This is a genomic window from Rhodococcus rhodochrous (genome assembly GCF_014854695.1).
GTDB lineage: Bacteria > Actinomycetota > Actinomycetes > Mycobacteriales > Mycobacteriaceae > Rhodococcus.
In genome coordinates this window covers 4,458,875-4,479,761 of sequence record NZ_CP027557.1, presented here as the reverse complement: position 1 = coordinate 4,479,761, position 20,887 = coordinate 4,458,875, and the positions used below count along the sequence as shown (strand labels likewise).

The following is a 20,887-nucleotide window of genomic DNA, read 5'->3' as shown; positions in this document are numbered from 1 at the left end:
GTCGGTGTGGGAGTTGTTGCTGCCCTTGGTCACCGGCAGTCGAATGGTGATCGCCTCCGCCGACGGGCATCGCGATCCGCATTATCTGGCGCGGATGGTGACCGAGTCGGGTGTCACGGTAGCGCAGTTCGTGCCGACCGTGCTCGAGGCCGTGCTCGACGAGATCGACGGTGCTTCCCCGTCGTCGGTGCGACTGGTGTTCGCCGGTGGCGAGGCGCTGGCCGCCTCCACAGCCGAGCGGGTACGAACCGTGCTCGGTGCGGAGGTCCACAATCTGTACGGGCCGACCGAGGTCACCGTGCAGGCGACGCATCGCAGTGCGGACGCCGTGGACGGTGTGTACGTGCCGATCGGCGGTCCGGTGTGGAACACCGCGGCGCTGGTGCTGGACGGGCGTTTGCGCTCGGTTCCGGTCGGTGTGGTCGGTGAGCTGTATCTGTCCGGCGTCCAGGTGGCGCGTGGATATGCCGGTCGTGCGGGATTGTCGGCGGAGCGTTTCGTGGCGAATCCGTTCGGCGGGTCGGGGGAGCGGTTGTATCGCACGGGTGACCTCGTTCGATGGACGCGCGATGGAGAGCTCGAGTATGTGGGTCGTAACGATCTGCAGGTGAAGGTGCGTGGTCAGCGCATCGAGCTCGGTGAGATCGAAGCGGTGCTGCGGGCGCAGTCCGAGGTGGCTGCCGGTGCGGTGGCGGTGGTGTCGGATCAGCTGGTCGGTTACGTCGTACCGGCCGGGGAGCCGGATCTGCAGGGGCTGCGATCGGCTCTCGGCGAGGCACTACCGGGTTACATGGTGCCGTCGCAGTTCGTCGTGGTCGAGGCGTTGCCATTGCTGCCGAACGGCAAGCTGGATCGACGGGCGTTGCCCGAGCCGACCGTCGAAGAGCGTGAGTTCCGAGCTCCGGGCACCGATACCGAACAGACTGTCGCGTCGGTCTTCGCCGAGGTACTCGGTGTTGAGCGGGTCGGCCTGGACGACGACTTCTTCGCCCTCGGTGGCAACTCACTCGTGGCTACGCAGGTGGTGTCCCGCCTCGGTGCCGCCCTCGGAGTACGCGTGCCGTTGCGCGCGCTGTTCGATGCGCCGACCGTCGAGGATCTCGCCGCGCGCCTCGAGGAAGAATCCGGTGCCGGGATTGCCGTTCCTCTGATCGCACAGGAACGGCCGGACGTGGTGCCACTGTCGTTGGCACAACAGCGCATGTGGTTCCTGAACCGCCTCGACCCCGACTCGGCGGTGAACAACATTCCCGCGGCGATCCGGCTCAGTGGCATTCTCGACGTCGAGGCGCTGAAGGCCGCAATCAAGGATCTGATCGTGCGGCACGAGATCCTGCGGACGGTGTATCCGGAGATCGACGGTGTCGGTCACCAGGTCGTGCTCGACGTCGACGGGTCGACCCCTGCCCTGACCATCGTGGAGACCACCGAGACGGACCTGTTCGGCGAGGTCGCGAACTTCATGGGTTCCGGTTTCGACGTGACGGCAGCACCGCCCCTCCGGCTCGAACTTCTCCGGTTGTCCGAGACCGAGCACGTGCTCGTTGTCGTGGTGCATCACCTTGCGGCGGACGGGTTCTCGATGGGCCCGTTGGCACGGGACGTCATGCTCGCCTATGCCGCACGCGCCGCGGGTGAGATACCGGCCTGGACGCCGCTCGAAGTGCAGTACGCGGACTACGCACTGTGGCAACGTCGGGTACTCGGATCCGAGGACGATCCCGACTCGTTGATCTCGCGCCAGTTGTCGTTCTGGACCGAGGCGCTCACCGATGCACCGGACGTGTTGGATCTCCCGACCGATCGTCCGCGGCCTGCAGTCACGTCCTACCGGGGCGCCACGCATCGGTTCGAGTTGAGCGACGCGGTCCGAGCGGGCATCGACGAGGTGGCACGCGAACGCGGCCTCACCCCGTTCATGGTGGTGCACGGGGCGTTGGCAGTGGTGCTGGCGCGGTGGTCGGGCAGCGACGACATCGCGATCGGCACGCCGGTGGCGGGTCGTGGTGAGCGTGCCCTCGACGATCTGATCGGCATGTTCGTCAACACGTTGGTGTTGCGCACGCAGGTCGACACGTCCGAGTCGTTCGTGGATCTGCTCGGCCGGGTGCGCGAGGTCGACCTCGGCGCATTCGGTCACGCGGATGTGCCGTTCGAGCGTCTCGTCGAAGTCCTCGATCCGGTGCGGTCGACAGCGTGGAATCCGTTGTTCCAGGTAATGCTCACCCTGCAGAACTTCGAGCCGACGAGTTTCGAGTTGCCGGGTCTGTCGTTGTCTGCGGTCGACGCCGACGCCGACGCCCAATGGGCGAAGTTCGATCTGCAGGTGACGCTGTCGCCACAGGCGGACCGCTCCGGTCTCGATGCCGAGATCACGTATGCGACCGACCTGTTCGACCACTCCACGATCGTCACCCTCGCCGGGTGCCTCGAACGGATGTTGTCGGCCGTCGTACTCGACCCGACCCCTGCCGTCGGTGATATCGACATGTTCGGTGCAGACGAGCTCGAACGTGTGCTGGTCCTCGGTCACGGATCCCCGACGTCGGTGGATGAGGTGACCGTTCCCGATCTGATCGCAGCCCAGGTCGTTCAGTCTCCGGACGCTGCAGCGGTATCGGACGGCTCCACGACGTGGACCTACCGGAAGTTCGAAGAACGGATCGGTCGCCTTGCCCGACATTTGATCTCACTCGGTGTGGGTCCTGAGGTGCGGGTCGCGGTGGCGATGGATCGTTCGCTCGATTTGGTGCTGAGCGTCTGTGCTGTCCTCGCGGCCGGCGGTGCCTACGTGCCGGTCGATCCCGAACAGCCGGATGAGCGGATCCGATACGTCCTCGACACTGCCGCCGTCTCGATGGTCCTGGGGTCGTCCGGCATCGAGGTACTCGCCGGACGCCCGGTCACGGCGGTCGACACACTCGACCTCGCCGAATATGCCTCCGGACCGGTTTCGGACAGTGAACGTCGTGCGCCGCTGCGGGCACAGAACACGGCGTACGTGCTGTTCACCTCGGGCTCCACGGGCCGGCCCAAGGGCGTCGCGGTGACACACGCGTCCGTGGTCAACCAGCTCGCCTGGATGCAGGATCGGTTCGGCATCGGTCCCTCGGATTCGGTGCTGCTCAAGACACCTGCGACATTCGACGCGTCGGTGTGGGAACTTCTGCTGCCTTCGACATGCGGAGCCCGGTTGGTGGTCGCGTCGCCCGACGGACACCGCGACCCCGCCTATCTCGCAGCAGCACTCGTGGACTTCGATATCACTATCGCGCAGTTCGTGCCGACCGTGCTCGATGCCGTGCTCGACGAGACGACCGACCCGACACCGGCATTGCGAGCCGTGTTCGCGGGTGGTGAAGCGCTGTCGTCGGCCACTGCCGAACGCGCACGGTCCACCTTCGGCGCGGACGTGCACAATCTGTACGGTCCGACCGAGGTGACGATCCAGGCGACGCACCGTGAAAACTGCGGCGATGATGCCGGCATCGTGCCCATCGGTAGACCCGTATGGAACACCCACGCTCGTGTGCTGGATGCGCGTCTGCGTCCCGTCCCCGTAGGCGTGACGGGTGAGCTGTATCTGTCGGGCACGCAGGTCGCACGAGGATATGCGGGACGTTCGGGGCTCACAGCCGAGCGTTTCGTGGCCGACCCCTTCGACGATCGCGGCGAGAGGCTGTACCGCACCGGCGACCTCGCGCAATGGAATCGCGACGGCGAACTCGAATACATCGGCCGAAACGACCTGCAGGTCAAGCTCCGTGGTCAGCGCATCGAGATCGGTGAGATCGAAGCGGTGCTGCGGAGCCTGGACCATGTTGCGGCCGCGGCGGTCGACGTGCGGTCGGATCAGCTGGTCGGTTACATCGCTCCCGCAGGGGACATCGATCCCGCGCACCTTCGCGGAGTGCTCGGCGAACTATTGCCGTCATACATGGTGCCGACACAGTTCGTCGTGCTGGATTCGTTGCCTCTCAATGCGTCCGGAAAGCTGGATCGGAAGGCGCTACCGGCTCCGGAGCTCGAGGAGCGGAAGTTCCGTGCTCCGGTCACGGAAACCCAATGTGCTGTCGCATCGGTGTTCGCAGATGTACTCGGTGTCGAGCAGGTCGGCCTGGACGACGACTTCTTCGCCCTCGGAGGCAACTCCCTCGTGGCGACCCAGGTCGTGTCCCGTCTCGGAGCGGCTCTCGACGCGCGGGTCCCCTTGCGTTCGTTGTTCGATGCGCCGACCGTTGAAACTCTCGCTGCGAACCTCGAAGCGCGGGCCGGTGCCGATGCTGTGGTTCCGCTGGTGGCGCAAGAACGTCCCGATCAGATTCCGCTCTCGCTCGCTCAGCAGCGGATGTGGTTCCTGAACCGGTTGGAACCCGACTCCGCGGTGAACAACATTCCTGCTGTGATCCGGTTGTCGGGCGCACTCGATGTCGATGTGTTGCGGGCTGCGGTAGCGGACCTGATCGAGCGGCACGAGATCCTGCGGACCGTGTATCCGGAGGCCGACGGTGTCGGTCACCAGGTCGTGCTCGGTGTCGGAGAAGCCGGTGTCGAGTTGGAGGTCGTGAAGGTCTCCGAGGGCGAGGTGTACGACCGCGTCGTCGCGTCTGTGAGTACGGGGTTCGATGTGACGGTGGCACCGCCGCTGCGGATCGAGTTGCTGCAGGTTTCCGAGATCGAGCATGTGTTGGTCGTGGTGGTGCACCATATTGCGGCGGACGGTTTTTCGATGGGGCCGTTGGCGCGGGACGTCATGCTCGCCTATGCGGCGCGCTCGAACGATGAGTTCCCGGCATGGGAGCCCCTCGAGGTGCAGTACGCGGACTACGCGATCTGGCAACGCCGAGTACTCGGATCCGAAGACGATCCGAAGTCCCTGATTTCGCAGCAGTTGTCGTACTGGACGGACACGCTGGCGGGACTGCCCGACGAACTACCGCTGCCGTTCGATCGCCCGCGCCCGCCGGTCGCTTCGTACCGCGGTGGCCGGCACACGCTGACGATCGAAGGTTCGGTGCGTGCGGGTATCGACGAACTCGCCCAGGATCGTGGCCTCACCCCGTTCATGGTGGTGCACGGTGCACTGGCCGTCCTGCTCGCACGACTGTCGGGCACCGACGACATCGCGATCGGCACGCCGGTGGCGGGTCGCGGTGAACGCGCCCTCGACGACCTGATCGGCATGTTCGTGAACACCTTGGTGCTGCGCACACGGGTCGACAGTGGTGAGTCCTTCGCCGAACTGCTCGATCGCGTGCGCGACGTCGACCTGGGCGCCTTCGGTCACGCGGAAGCACCGTTCGAGCGGCTCGTCGAGGTGCTCGACCCCGCGCGCTCGGCCGCGCGCAATCCGCTGTTCCAGGTGATGCTCGTCTTCCAGAACTTCGAGCAGACGAGCTTCGAACTGCCCGGACTGTCACTGTCCGCACTCGAAGCCGACGCGCAACTCGCCAAGTTCGATCTGCAGGTGACCGTCGTCGAGCAGCCCGAAGGTGGATGGCTCGTCGAATTCGGCTATGCCACGGATCTATTCGATGCAGCGACCGTCGAATCGATCGCCGAGCGATTCCGGCGCGTGCTGGCGGCAGCCGGCGACGAATCCGTGGTGGTCGGAGACATCGAACTCCTCTCCTCGGAAGAGAAGTCCCGACTGCTCACACACGCGACAGAAGATCGAAGCATCGACGGCGAGACGGTACTCGACCTGTTCGACCGTCAGGTCCTGCACACACCCGATGCCACGGCCCTCATGTGCCACGAGGGAGCGCTCACGTACCGCGAGTTCGATGCGCGGATCAACCGACTCGCCCGTGAGCTGATTGCTCGCGGTGTCGGACCCGACACGTTGGTCGGCCTCGCCGTACCGCGCTCGGTGGACGTGCTCGTGGGGATGTACGCGATCCTCCGAGCCGGTGGCGCATATGTCCCGATCGATCCGGAGCACCCGGCCGACCGCATCGCGTACCTGCTAGACGTCGCGGACCCGATCCTCGTGCTCACCACTCGCCGGGACGCGAACGCACTGCCGGACTCCGCACCCGTGGTGTGCCTCGACGAACTCGACGTCTCGCAGTTGAGCGATCTGCCGATCGGTGACAGGGAACGTCGTGCCCCTCTCCGGGCTCGGAACACCGCGTACGTGATCTTCACGTCGGGCTCGACCGGACGTCCGAAGGGCGTCGCCGTCACCCACGAATCGATGCTCAACCAGATCGACTGGATCAGCGAGCGTTTCGACATCGGTGCCGAGGACGTCGTCCTGCTCAAGACACCGTTCACGTTCGACGTGTCGGTGTGGGAGTTGTTCGGCCCTCCGAGCAGGGGAGCGCAACTAGTCATTGCTGCTCCCGACGGACACCGCGACCCCGCATATCTTGCATCGGTCATCGACGAACACGCGGTGTCGATGGTGTCGTTCGTGCCGTCGATGCTCGATGTGTTCGTGGCCGAGCTTTCTGAAGGATCGTGCGCTTCGCTGCGTGCGGTGCTCGTCGCCGGCGAGGCACTTCCCGCCCGGACGGTCACCCGCTTGCGCTCGGCGCTTCCTGGTGCGGCCGTCCACAACCTGTACGGACCGACGGAATTCACCGTCCACGCCACCGAGATCGAACTCTCCGGTGACGAGACGATCGTTCCGATCGGTGCACCGGTGCAGAATTCTCAGGTCTACGTGCTCGATAACCGGCTGAGGATGGTTCCTCCGGGGGTCCCGGGAGAGCTGTATCTGTCCGGTGTCCAGATCGCTCGGGGCTACGTCCAGCGTCCGGATCTGACAGCGGAACGGTTCGTCGCGAATCCCTTCACCGAGGGCGCGCGCCTGTATCGCACGGGAGACGTCGTGCGCTGGAATGCATCCGGCATGCTCGAGTACATCGGACGCAGCGACTTCCAGGTCAAGCTGCGCGGTCTGCGCATCGAACTCGGTGAGATCGAGGCGGTACTGCGGGACGATCCGCGTGTGTCGTCGGCTGCTGTCGTGGTGACGCACGATCGTCTGGTCGCGTACCTGACCGCTTCGCAGGAAAACCTGGATACGGACGAACTGCGCCGGTCCGCGTCCGATCGTCTGCCCGCGTACATGGTGCCGGACGTGATGATGGTGCTCGACGCACTGCCGCTCAACGCCTCCGGCAAGCTCGATCGTCGGGCGCTGCCCGAACCGGTGCTCGAGGCACGTGAGTTCCGGACTCCGGTCACCGATGTCGAGCAGGCCGTTGCGTCGGTGTTCGCCGAAGTGCTCGGTGTCGAACAGGTCGGTCTCGACGACGACTTCTTCGCTCTCGGTGGTAATTCCTTGGTCGCGACCCGTGTGGTTGCACGCCTGGGACAGACACTGGATTCGCGTGTGCCACTGCGCATGCTGTTCGACGCGCCGACCGTTGCGGCGCTCGCGGCGCGCCTCGAAGAGGCGGCCGGTACCGGTACTGCTGTTCCGCTGGTCGCGCAGGAGCGACCGGATGTGGTGCCGTTGTCGTTGGCGCAGCAGCGGATGTGGTTCCTGAACCGGTTCGATCCGGAGTCGGCAGTGAACAACATCCCGGCCGTGATCCGGTTGTCGGGTGCTCTCGACGTCGAGGCGTTGCGGGCTGCGGTGGCGGACCTGGTCGAGCGGCACGAGATCCTGCGGACGGTGTATCCGGAGATCGACGGTGCGGGGCGCCAGGTGGTCCTCGGTGCCGAGGACGTGGGTGTGGGACTCGATGTGGTGCGCGTTTCCGAAGCGGAGGTGTTCGAGCGGGTCGTAGCGTCGGTCAGCACCGGGTTCGATGTGACGGTGGCGCCGCCGCTGCGGATCGAATTGCTTCAGGTGTCGGAGACCGAGCATGTGCTGGTCGTGGTGGTGCACCACATCGCGGCGGACGGTTTCTCGATGGGACCGCTGTCTCGCGATGTGATGGTGGCGTATGCGGCCCGGTCGGCCGGGGAGATCCCAGCGTGGCAGCCGCTCGAGGTTCAGTACGCGGACTACGCGATCTGGCAACGGCGCGTGCTCGGCTCCGAAAGCGATCCGTCCTCGGTCGCGACTGCCCAGGCCGAGTATTGGCGCACGACACTGGCGGACCTGCCGGAGGTCTCTGCCCTGCCGACCGACCGCCCCAGGCCGGCCGTCGCCTCGACGCGCGGCGCCGAATACCGCTTCGGCTGGTCGCAAGAACAGCAGGAGGCACTCGAACGACTCGCCACCGAGCACGGCGTCACCCCGTTCATGGTGGTCCACTCGGTGCTCTCGGTACTCCTGGCACGCACGTCCGGAACCGACGACATTGTCGTCGGTACTCCGGTCGCAGGGCGTGGTGCTGCCGAACTCGACGACCTCATCGGAATGTTCGTCAACACCCTCGTGCTCCGGACCGTCATCGACGAGGGAGAGACGTTCGCCGACCTCCTCGGCCGGGTCAAGGACGTCGACCTCGGTGCCTTCGCACACGCCGACCTTCCGTTCGAACGGCTCGTCGAGATCATCGACCCCGTCCGCTCGCAGGCATGGCATCCGTTGTTCCAGGTGGCGTTGTTCTTCCAGAACATGACATCGAGTTCCATCGAACTCGACAACCTGGCGATCGAGCCCGTCGACGTCGACGTCACGACGACGAAGTTCGATCTCCAGTTCACCGTGACCACAGGCGAGGACGGCGGCTCCGCTGTCGCGATCGATTACGCGGTGGACCTGTTCGACGAGGCAACCGTCCGAACCCTCGCGGAACGCTTCCTCCGCATTCTCGATGCTGCGACCGTCGCTCCGGACACCGCGGTCGGCGACCTGCCGGTGCTCAGCGCACAGGAACAGCAGCGCATGGTCGTCGAACCGAACCGGACCGAACGTCACATCGACCATCACCTGCTGCTCGACGGGTTCGAGGCGCGGGTTGCGGCCTCCCCCCACGCCGTGGCGCTGGTCCTCGAAGGTGAGGAACTCACCTACGCCGAATTCGACGCGCGCGTCGACACCGTCGCCAAGCGCTTGGTCGCTCTCGGTGTCGTCCCTGAGACACGGGTCGCGTTGGCCATGCGCCGTTCCGTCGAGCTGGTGGTCGGCATGTACGCGGTGCTGCGGGCCGGCGGCGCCTACGTGCCGGTCGATCCAGACCATCCACTCGACCGCGTCGCCTACATCCTCGACGCCGCCGATCCCCTCGTGGTGCTCACGACGCACCGCGACGACTTCACGGCGACAGGTGACAGGCTCGTTCTGCACCTCGACGATCTCGACGACACGGGTCGGTTCGGCAAGTCGTTCGATCGACCGGCCGTGCGCCCCGAGAACAGCGCGTACGTGATCTTCACGTCGGGTTCCACCGGTAAGCCGAAGGGCGTAACGGTGTCGCACCGCGCAATTGCCAACCAGATGGCGTGGATGGAGCACGAGTACGCCTTCGACGAATCGGACGTGTACCTGCAGAAGACCGCCACCACCTTCGACGTCTCGTTGTGGGGCTTCTTCCTGCCGCTCCGAGCCGGCGCAACGCTGGTCGTGGCGACGCCGGACGGTCACCGCGATCCCGAGTACCTCGCGTGCACCATTCGGGACCGGGGAGTGACGATCACCGACTTCGTCCCGTCGATGCTGTCGGTCTTCGTATCGTCAGTCGAAGCACGGGATGTGGCGACACTCCGGGATGTGTTCGTCATCGGTGAGGCGTTGCCCGCTGCGACCGCGAAGGCATTCGCCGAGATCAGCCCCGCAGGACTCCACAACCTGTACGGACCGACCGAGGCTGCCGTCTCGATCACGTACCGGCGGGCCGAGCCCGGTGACGACGGCAGCGTCCCGATCGGACTTCCTCAGTGGAATTCCCAGGTGTACGTGCTGGATTCGCGTCTACGTCCGGTACCCACCGGCGTCCCGGGCGAGCTGTATCTCGCAGGTGACCAGTTGGCACGCGGATATCACGGCCGCGTCGATCTCACCTCGGATCGCTTCGTCGCCAACCCGTTCGTGCCCGGCGAGCGTATGTATCGCACCGGCGACCTGGTGTACTGGACCGCGCGTGGTGAACTCGACTACCTCGGCCGCACGGACTTCCAGGTCAAGTTCCGCGGGCAACGGATCGAACTCGGCGAGATCGAAGCAGTACTGCTCGATCATGATTCGGTCATCAACGCTGTTGTGCTGGTGGTCTCCGGCGCAACCGGCGACCAACTCGTCGCCTACGTCGTGCCGGCCACCGGGACGGATGTGACAGCGGATGCTCTGAAGGAGCATGCGGAGACGGCCTTGCCGACATACATGATTCCGGGCGCCTTCATGGTCCTGGCGGAGTTCCCGCTCAACGCGTCGGGCAAGCTCGACCGGAAGGCGTTGCCCACTCCCGTCTTCGAGACGAAGGCGTTCCGCGCTCCGGCGACCGTCACCGAACAGACGGTGGCGCAGGTGTTCGGTGAGGTCCTCGGAATCGAGAAGATCGGAGCGGACGACGACTTCTTCGCACTCGGCGGCAACTCGTTGATCGCAACCCAGGTCGTCTCGCGTGTCAGCGCTGTCGTGGATGCCCGGGTGCCGGTACGAACGCTGTTCGAGGCTTCAACGGTCGAGGAGTTCGCCCGGGCCATCGAGACCCACGCCGGGACCGGAGGAATTGCACCGCTGGTGCCTCAGTCGCGGCCCGAACGGATTCCGCTCTCCCTCGCGCAGCAGCGGATGTGGTTCCTGAACCGGTTCGATCCGCAGTCGGCAGTGAACAACATACCGGTGGTCATCCGCCTGACCGGCGCACTCGATGTCGGGGCGCTGTCGCACGCCATCGGTGACGTCGTCGCCCGACACGAGATCCTGCGGACCTACTATCCGGATATCGACGGCGTCGGCGTCCAGGTGGTCGTGCCTACGGCCGAGGCGGAGTTGGATCTCGTCGCGGAACCCGTCGACGAGCAAGACGTGCTCGCCACCGTTTCGGAGTACGTGACCGGCGGTTTCGACGTCGCAGTCGCACCCCCCGTGCGCGTTCGGCTCCTTCGGATGTCGGAGACCGAGCATGTGCTCGTCGTGGTGGTGCATCACATTGCTGCGGACGGTTTCTCGATGGGACCGTTGGCGCGGGACGTCATGATCGCGTACGCCGCGCGGTCGGCGGGTGAGGCTCCGTCCTGGCAACCTCTCGAAGTGCAGTACGCCGATTACGCGCTGTGGCAACGACAGGTGCTGGGTTCCGAGGACGACCCCGAATCCCTCATCGCACGGCAGGTCGCGTACTGGACCGAGCAGTTGGCCGGGACACCCGATGTTCTCGACCTTCCCGCGGATCGGCCGCGCCCGGCGGTGGCATCGAATCTCGGCGCTACACACCACTTTGTTCTCGGATCCGACGTGGTATCCGGAATCGATTCCCTGGCAGCATCGCTCGGACTGACCCGATTCATGGTGGTGCACGGTGCACTCGCCGTGTTGTTGGCTCGGTTGTCCGGCACGGATGACATCGTGATCGGCACGCCGGTGGCGGGTCGTGGTGAGCGTGCCCTGGATGATCTGATCGGCATGTTCGTCAACACGTTGGTGTTGCGCACGCAGATCGATTCCTCCGAGTCGTTCGGAGACCTTCTCGGTCGGGTGCGTGAAGTGGATCTGGGTGCGTTCGGTCACGCGGACGTGCCGTTCGAGCGGTTGGTCGAGGTGCTCGATCCGGTTCGGTCGACCGCGTGGAATCCGTTGTTCCAGGTGATGTTGACGATGCAGAACATGGCGCCGACTCGGTTCGAGCTGCCGGGTCTGTCGCTGTCCGCGGTGGATGCCGATGTGTCGTTGGCGAAGTTCGATCTGCAGGTGACGGTGTCCGAGCAGTTCGACGACCGCGGTGAGACTGTGGGTATGGCGGTCGCGCTGACGTATGCGACCGACCTCTTCGACGAGGCGACGGTGGTCGGCTTCGCGAAGCGATTCGAGCGGGTGCTGTCCGGTGCGGTCGAGGACTCGTCGAAGCCGATCGGCGACATCCCGTTCGTGACCGTGGACGAGAGCGCAGAACTCGTCTCTGCATGGGCTGTGCCCGGCGTCGAACGCGATACGTCGTCGACGCTCCCTGCGCTGTTCGCTCGGGTTGTCCGGAACTGGCCGGCCAACACGGCCACCGTCGCGGGTGATGCGGTGTTGGATTATGCGGAGCTGTCCGCTCGGTCGAACAAGTTGGCACGCAGATTGATCGAATCCGGCGTAGGGCCGGGCTCACTCGTAGCGGTCGCGCTTCCCCGGGACGAATCACTCGTTGTGGCGATTCTCGCGGTTGTCACGGCGGGAGCTGCGTATCTGCCCGTCGACGTCACTTCACCGAAGGAGCGCCTCGCATACATTCTCGCGGACGGCGACCCCACCGTCGTTCTGACGTCGTCGGACGAAGACGAACAGCTTCCCCGAGTCGAAGGCGTGAAGATTCTCCATGTCGATCGGTTGGAGCTCGACGAGTTCTCGTCCGCGCCGGTTACCGATATGGACCGGTTGGCGCCGTTGCGGTCATCGAACCTGGCGTACGTGATCTACACGTCCGGGTCCACCGGACGACCCAAGGGAGTTGCGGTCACCCATCGCAACGTCGTCGAACTCATGTCCAATGCGCAGGCGAAGTTCGGATTCGACGAGTCCGACGTATGGACGATGTTCCATTCGTACGCGTTCGACTTCTCTGTTTGGGAGTTGTGGGGTCCCTTGCTGTTCGGTGGGACGCTGGTGGTGGTCGATTACCTGACATCACGGTCACCGGATGAATTCCGGGCACTGGTTGCGCGGCACGGTGTAACTGTCCTCAACCAGACACCGTCGGCCTTCTACCAGTTCGATGAGGCTGACCGTGCCGCGACGTCTGCAGACGACCTCCGACTCCGGTATGTGATCTTCGGTGGCGAAGCGCTGGACCTCGGGAAGCTCACGGGGTGGTACGACCGACACTCGGATGATATGCCGCAGTTGGTCAACATGTACGGCATCACCGAAACCACGGTGCATGTGTCGTTCCTGGCACTGACCGAAGAGATGTCCCAGCAGGCTCGTTCGAGTGTTATCGGTCGTCCCTTGCCAGGATTGCGTACATATGTGCTCGATGAACGACTGCATCCGGTCCCGGTAGGCGTGCGGGGTGAGATCTACGTTGCCGGAGAACAGCTCTCGCAGGGATACCTCGGTCGGCCGTCCCTCAGTGCCTCGCGGTTCGTTGCGGATCCGTTCGGCGAAGGTCGGATGTACCGCACCGGAGACCTGGCCAAGTGGAACCGTTCGGGTCTGCTCGAGTACGCGGGCCGTTCCGACTTCCAGGTCCAACTCCGTGGATTCCGTATCGAACTCGGCGAGATCGAGGCTGCTCTCGTCTCCTGTGACGGTGTGGCGCACGCAGTTACAGTCGTGCGTGCCGGTACCTGGGGAGATGAACGACTTGTCGCGTACGTGGTCCCACAAGCCGGTGCGATCATCGATCCGATGGAGATCAGAGAGACCGTCGGCAATTTCCTGACGGCATACATGGTTCCGGACATCGTGATGGTTCTCGACGAACTGCCGTTGACGTCGAACGGCAAGCTGGATCGTCGCGCACTGCCGGAACCGACCGTCGTGGCTCGCGAGTTCCGGGCTCCGGTCACCGACGTCGAGCAGGCCGTTGCGTCGGTGTTCGCCGAGGTGCTCGGAGTCGAACGGGTGGGTCTCGACGACGACTTCTTCGCGCTCGGTGGTAATTCCCTGGTCGCGACCCGGGTCGTCGCACGTCTGGGAGAAGCGCTCGGCATGCGCGTCTCGCTGCGTACCTTGTTCGACGCGCCAATCGTGGAACAGTTCGCTGCGCTGGTCGCTCAGGAGATCGGCAACGATGCTCGGGTTCCGCTGGTGGCGCAGGAACGGCCCGAGGTGGTGCCGTTGTCGTTGGCGCAGCAGAGAATGTGGTTCCTGAACCGGTTCGATCCGGAGTCGGCAGTGAACAACATTCCCGCTGTGATCCGGTTGTCGGGTGCTCTCGATGTCGAGGCGTTGCGGGCTGCGGTGTCGGATCTGGTCGAGCGGCACGAGATCCTGCGGACCGTGTACCCGGAGGTCGACGGTGCGGGTCGTCAAGTGGTCCTCGGCCTCGACGACGCAGGTATCGAACTGAAGGTCGTGGAGGTCTCCGAGACCGAGGTCTTCGATAGGGTCGTCGCCGCGGTGAGTACCGGTTTCGATGTGACGGTCGCGCCGCCGTTGCGGATCGAGTTGCTGCAACTCTCGGAGACCGAGCATGTGCTGGCCGTGGTGGTGCACCACATCGCGGCGGACGGCTTCTCGATGGGTCCGTTGTCTCGCGATGTGATGGTGGCCTATGCCGCCCGGTCTGCGGGTGAGATGCCGTCATGGGAGCCGTTGGAGGTGCAGTACGCGGACTACGCGCTCTGGCAACGTCGGGTACTGGGATCCGTCTCCGATTCGGGATCTTTGATCTCGCGACAGTTGTCGTACTGGACGGAACAGTTGGCGGATCTTCCTGATGTACTTGCGTTGCCGGCGGACCGGCCACGTCCGGCAGTAGCCTCGAATCGGGGTGCGACGCACGAGTTCGTTCTCGACCCGTCATTCCTGATCGGCATCGATGCGTTGACCGCAGAACACGGGGTCACCCGTTTCATGGTGGTGCACGCAGCCCTGGCGGTGTTGTTGGCTCGGTTGTCGGGCACGGATGACATTGCGATCGGTACGCCGGTGGCGGGTCGTGGTGAGCGTGCCCTCGATGACTTGATCGGTATGTTCGTCAACACGCTCGTGCTGCGGACACAGATCGACACGTCCGAGTCGTTCACGGATCTGCTCGGGCGTGTGCGTGAAGTGGATCTGGGTGCCTTCGGCAACGCTGATGTGCCGTTCGAGCGTCTGGTGGAGGTGCTGGACCCGGTTCGGTCGACCGCGTGGAATCCGTTGTTCCAGGTGATGTTGACGATGCAGAACATGGCGCCGACTCGGTTCGAGTTGCCGGGTCTGTCGTTGTCGGCGATCGATGCGGATGTGTCGTTGGCGAAGTTCGACCTACAGGTCACCGTTTCGGAGCGGTTCGACGACCGCGGTGAGACTGTGGGTATGGCGGTCGCGCTGACGTATGCGACGGACCTGTTCGACGAGGCGACAGTGGTCGGTTTCGCCGATCGATTCCAGCAGGTGCTGGCGGCATTTTCGAACGACCCGGACACGAGCGTGGGTGACATCGACATCGTGGCTGCCCAGGAGCGAGAAGGCGTTCTGGCTCTCGGTCGAGGACGTGAAGTATCACTGGTCGACGGTGTGCTTCCTGCTCTGCTCGAGTCGCAGGCGGAGCGGACGCCGGATGCTGTGGCGGTGTCGGTCGGGGACGACGAACTCACCTATGCGCAGTTCGCGGATCGCGTAGGCAGTTTGGCCCGGTACCTGATCTCGGTGGGTGTGGGCCCAGAGGTGCGGGTCGCGGTGGCGATGGACCGCTCGCTCGACATGGTGCTCGCGACCCATGCGGTACTCGCGGCGGGTGGCGCCTATGTGCCGATCGACCCGGAGCAGCCGGACGATCGCATCGAATACGTGCTCGAGTCGTCCGACCCCCTGATTGTGCTGACGTCCTCGGACATCCGCATACAGGGCGAGCGTCAGGTCCTCGCCGTCGATGCTCTCGACCTCTCGGGATATGCCGGCGGAACGATCCGCGGTGACGAGCGACGTGCAGCATTGCGACCGGAGAACGCGGCGTACGTGCTGTTCACTTCGGGTTCGACGGGCCGCCCCAAGGGCGTGGTGGTTTCGCACGGCGCTGTGGTCAACCAGTTGTTGTGGATGCGGGAGCAGTTCGAGCTGAACACATCGGACTCGGTGCTCCTCAAGACAGCCGCTACGTTCGACGCGTCGGTGTGGGAATTGTTGCTGCCCTTGGTCACCGGTAGCCGGATGGTGATTGCCTCCGCGGACGGGCATCGCGACCCCGAGTATTTGGCGCGGATGCTGACCGAGTCGGGTGTCACCGTGGCGCAGTTCGTGCCGACGGTGCTCGATGCGGTGCTCGACGAGATCGACGGTGCTTCCTCGTCGTCGGTGCGGTTGGTGTTTGCCGGTGGTGAGGCGCTGGCCGCGTCGACCGCGGAACGAGTGCGATCGGTGTTGGGTGCGGAGGTCCACAATCTGTACGGGCCGACCGAGGTGACGGTTCAGGCGACGCATCGCAGTGCGGACGCCGTGGACGGTCTGTACGTGCCGATCGGCGGTCCGGTGTGGAACACCGCGGCGCTGGTGTTGGACGATCGCCTGCGGCCGGTCCCGGTCGGTGTGGTGGGCGAACTGTATCTGTCGGGTGTCCAGGTGGCGCGCGGTTATGCGGGACGTGCGGGATTGTCGGCGGAGCGTTTCGTGGCGAATCCGTTCGGTGGGTCGGGGGAGCGGTTGTATCGCACGGGTGATCTCGTGCGCTGGAACCGTGCCGGCGACCTGGACTATGTCGGTCGTAACGATCTGCAGGTGAAGGTGCGTGGTCAGCGCATCGAGCTCGGGGAGATCGAAGCGGTGCTGCGGGTGCAGTCCGGGGTGGCTGCCGGTGCGGTGGCGGTGGTGTCGGACCGACTAGTCGGGTACGTCGTGCCGACCGGAACCCTCGATATCCAGTCGCTGCGGGCATCTGTCGGTGAGTCGTTGCCGGCTTACATGGTGCCGTCCCAATTCGTCGTCCTCGAGTCGTTGCCGTTGTTGCCGAACGGCAAGCTGGACCGACGGGCACTGCCCGAACCGGTGCTCGAGGCACGTGAATTCCGGGCGCCTTCGTCCTCCGTGGAACAGGCGGTGGCCGCGGTGTTCGCCGAGGTGCTCGGTGTCGAGCAGGTCGGCCTGGACGACGACTTCTTCGGACTCGGCGGCAATTCCCTGGTGGCAACCCGGGTGGTCGCGCGTCTGGGAGAAGCGCTCGGCACGCGTGTTTCGTTGCGCTCATTATTCGACGCACCCGTCGTGGAACAGTTCGCTGCGCTGGTCGCTCGGGAGGTCGATACTGGCAATGCCGTTCCGTTGGTCGCGCAAGGGCGGCCCGAGGTGGTGCCGTTGTCGTTGGCGCAGCAGCGGATGTGGTTCCTGAACCGGTTCGATCCGGAGTCGGCGGTGAACAACATCCCGGCGGTGATCCGGTTGTCGGGCGTGCTCGATGTCGAGGCGTTGCGGGCTGCGGTGGTGGATCTGGTGGAGCGGCACGAGATCTTGCGGACGGTGTATCCGGAGGTCGACGGTGCGGGGCGTCAGATCGTGCTCGACGTCGAGGACGCCGGAGTCGCGCTCGAGGTGGTGCGCGTTTCCGAGGCGGAGGTGTTCGATCGGGTCGTCACATCGGTGAGTACCGGATTCGACGTGACGGTGGCGCCGCCGCTGCGGATCGAATTGCTGCAGCTCTCGGAGACCGAGCATGTGCTGGCCGTGGTGGTGCACCACATCGCGGCGGACGGTTTCTCGATGGGACCGCTGTCTCGCGATGTGTTGGTGGCGTACGCGGCCCGTGCTGCGGGGGAGATCCCGGCATGGGAGCCGCTCGAGGTTCAGTACGCGGACTACGCTCTCTGGCAACGTCGGGTCCTCGGATCCGTCTCCGATTCGGGATCTTTGATCTCGCGACAGTTGTCGTACTGGACGGAACAACTGGCAGATCTTCCTGATGTACTTGCGCTTCCGACGGACCGACCACGTCCGGCGGTGGCCTCGAACCGGGGTGCGACGCAAGAGTTCGTGCTCGACCGGGCATCTCTGGCCGGTCTCGACGCACTGACTGCCGAACACGGGGTCACCCGTTTCATGGTGGTGCATGCAGCCCTGGCAGTGCTGTTGGCTCGGTTGGCTGGCACGGGTGACATCGCGATCGGTACGCCGGTGGCGGGTCGTGGTGAGCGTGCTCTGGACGATCTGATCGGCATGTTCGTCAACACGCTCGTGCTGCGTACGCAGATCGATTCCTCCGAGTCGTTCACGGATCTGCTCGGGCGTGTGCGTGAGGTCGACCTGGGTGCGTTCGGGCATGCGGACGTGCCGTTCGAGCAGCTGGTCGAGGTGCTGGACCCGGTTCGGTCGACCGCGTGGAATCCGTTGTTCCAGGTGATGTTGACGATGCAGAACATGGCGCCGACGCAATTCGAGTTGCCGGGTCTGTCGTTGTCGGCGATCGACGCGGATGTGTCGTTGGCGAAGTTCGACCTGCAGGTCACGGTGTCGGAGCGGCTCGACGAGCAGGGTTCGTCTGCGGGAATGGCGGTCGCGCTGACCTATGCGACCGATCTGTTCGACGAGGCGACAATGGTCGGCTTTGCGAAGCGATTCGAGCGTGTGCTGTCCGGTGCGGTCGAGGACCCGTCGAAGCCGGTCGGAGACGTCGACCTCTCTCTCGTCGGCGAGCACGAACGGCTTGTCTCGCTCGGTCACGGGGACGCGGTGCCGGTGAGCGGAGTCCTTTCGGATCTGATTGCTGCGCAGTCCGAACGGACACCCGGTGCGGTGGCGGTATCCGTCGGCGGAGATGAAATCACTTATGCGGAGTTCCGGGGCCTGGTGAGCAAGCTTGCCCGGCACCTCATCTCTGCCGGAGTGGGTCCCGAAGTGCGTGTCGCCGTGGCGATGGACCGTTCGCTCGACATGGTGCTCGCCATTCATGCGGTGCTCGCGGCAGGCGGCGCATACGTGCCGATCGATCCGGAGCAACCGGACGACCGAATCGAGTACGTGCTGGACACGGCCGATCCGCTGCTGGTGTTGACCGCCTCGGGTGGAAACCATCGATGGGGCCGTTCGGTGGTGACCCTCGATGGACTCGACCTCTCCGGATACGCGCCCGGGCAGATCGAGAACCGTGAGCGTCTCTCGCCGCTTCGGTCTGCCAATGCTGCCTACGTGCTGTTCACGTCGGGTTCGGCCGGTCGGCCCAAGGGTGTGACGGTGTCGCACGGCGCTGTGGTGAACCAGTTGTTGTGGATGCAGGACACTTTCGCGCTGACGTCATCCGATGTGGTCCTGCTCAAGACCCCGGCGACGTTCGATGCATCGGTGTGGGAATTGCTGTGGCCGTTCACTTCCGGTGCTCGCATGGTGATTGCGAGTGCAGACGGTCATCGCGATCCGGCATATCTCGCCGGCGTCATGTCCGATGAGGGTGTCACGGTGGCACAGTTCGTGCCGACGGTGCTCGATGCCGTACTCGACGAGATCGACGGTTCATCGTCCTCGTCGGTGCGGTTGGTGTTCGCCGGTGGTGAGGCGCTCGCCACGTCCACAGCCGAACGGGTGCGAACCGTGCTCGGTGCGGAGGCGCACAACTTGTACGGGCCGACCGAGGTCACCGTTCAGGCGACGCATCGCAGCGCGGACACCGTGGACGGTTCGTACATCCCGATCGGCCGGCCTGTGTGGAACACCGATGCCTGGGTCCTCGACACGCGACTGACGCCGGTGCCGGTCGGTGTCGTCGGTGAGTTGTATCTGTCCGGTGCCCAGCTTGCGCGCGGCTATGCGGCCCGCCCGCAGTTGACGTCCGATCGGTTCGTGGCGAATCCGTTCGGCGGGTCGGGGGAGCGGTTGTACCGCACCGGCGACCTGGTCCGGTGGACGCGCGATGGAGAGCTCGAGTACGTCGGTCGAAACGATCTGCAAGTGAAGGTGCGTGGTCAACGCATCGAGCTCGGTGAAATCGAAGCAGCGCTGCGCGCGCAGTCCAGGGTGGCTGCGGGTGCAGTAGCCGTCGTCTCCGATCAGTTGGTCGGGTACGTGGTGTCGTCCGGAGACCTCGACGTTCGGGTCGTGCGGTCCGCAATGGGTGAGGTTCTGCCGGGCTACATGGTGCCGTCACAGATTGTCGTGCTCGAGGCGTTGCCGTTGTTGCCGAACGGCAAGCTGGACAGGCGGGCGCTTCCGGATCCGGTTGTCGAGGAGCGCGAGTTCCGGAACCCGATCACCGATCTCGAACAGGCTGTCGCTGCAGTGTTCGCCGAGGTGCTCGGTGTCGAGCAGGTGGGTCTTGACGACGACTTCTTCGGACTCGGCGGCAATTCGCTGATGGCCACCAAACTCGTCTCCCGGTTGAATGCGGAGCTCCCGACGCGAGTACCTCTGCAGTGGTTGTTCCGGGAACCCGGTGTCGAAGGACTCGCGGCACTCATCGATCGTGAAAGTGCCGGTGACGTCGAAGAATCCGTGGCTCCGGTCCTGCCGATCCGGACGCAGGGCGCGGGTACGCCGCTGTTCTTCGTCCACCCGATCGTCGGATTGTCGTGGTGCTACACCGCTCTCGCACGTCAGCTCGATCACGACGCGCCCGTCTACGGTCTGCAGACCCCGGCCGTCACGGAGGACGACTTCGAACCCGCCACCCTCGATGAACTCGCGGCGCGTTACGTCGACGAATTGCGGACCGTGCAGCCCGAAGGGCCGTACCGGTTGTTCGGCTGGTCGCTCGGCGGCGTGATCGCCCACGCGATGGCTGTGCGTCTGCAAGCGGAGGGACAGCAGGTCGACACGTTGGTGATGCTCGACAGCTTCGCCGGCAACGGTGCACGGACCGGCGAGTCGAGCGATGTGTCGATGAGAGAGCTGCTCGCCGGATTCGGAATCGACGACGCGGCCGCAGCCGGTGCCGAGGACGTCGACGACCTCGTCGCGTCCGTCGCCTCACTCACCGGCAACACCGAGGACGACACGAGACGCGTGGTGACCAGGCTGGTCGCGGCGGCACAGCGGAACTCCGAGCTAATGGCGGAACATCGACCGGGGACGTACGACGGCGACATCGTCTACTTCACCGCCGCAGCCGACGACCCGACCGGAACCCGAGGCGCGTCCGGCTGGGACGCGGCCGTGACGGGTGCCGTCGACAACCATCAGGTGCCGGCGACGCACTGGCAGATGACCTCACCCGACGCGCTCGACGTCATCGTGCCAGTGCTCGACGCGGTGCTCTCCGCGCGGGAGAGCTGA

1 protein-coding gene (only partly in view) is annotated in these 20,887 nt (G+C 65.0%); it reads left to right on the top strand.

The window, feature by feature from the left end; genetic code table 11:
- On the top strand, nucleotides 1-20,887 hold the end of the coding sequence (locus C6Y44_RS20575; protein WP_192378520.1) for a non-ribosomal peptide synthase/polyketide synthase. It extends 22,310 nt beyond the left edge of the window; 20,887 of the gene's 43,197 nt are visible here — the last part of the coding sequence; the start codon falls outside the window, past its left edge; its stop codon occupies nucleotides 20,885-20,887.